This is a genomic window from Siccibacter turicensis LMG 23730, assembly GCF_000463155.2.
Lineage (GTDB): Bacteria > Pseudomonadota > Gammaproteobacteria > Enterobacterales > Enterobacteriaceae > Siccibacter > Siccibacter turicensis.
In genome coordinates this window covers 1-284 of sequence record NZ_AWFZ01000023.1, presented here as the reverse complement: position 1 = coordinate 284, position 284 = coordinate 1, and the positions used below count along the sequence as shown (strand labels likewise).

The 284-nt window shown below is 61.3% G+C and carries 1 protein-coding gene; it reads left to right on the top strand.

Annotation, left to right across the window (positions count from 1 at the left end):
- Positions 1–284, top strand: a 284-nt coding sequence (locus DW58_RS04270; RefSeq protein ID WP_035894712.1) for a VENN motif pre-toxin domain-containing protein, incomplete at both ends; no start/stop codon positions are given.

Sequence of the window (284 nt, the reverse complement as noted above, 5' to 3'; positions counted from 1 at the left end):
CATCGCCGCAGGAGCAGCGGGTGCCAGCATCGGCGAGCTGGCCGGTATGATTGCGGTTGAGCTTAAAGGCGGTAGGGCAGGCGAGCTGTCCGAGGCAGACAAACAGACCGTGAGCGCGCTGGCGACGCTGGCGTCAACCCTGGCGGGCGGGCTGATTGGTGACAGCGGCGCAACGGCGGTGAATGCAGGGCTGGCCGGGAAGAATGCGGTTGAGAATAATGCGCTAAGTTCAACTCAGGCGCTGACTTTTGATAAAGAACTGTCGGATTGTCGCAAATCCGGTG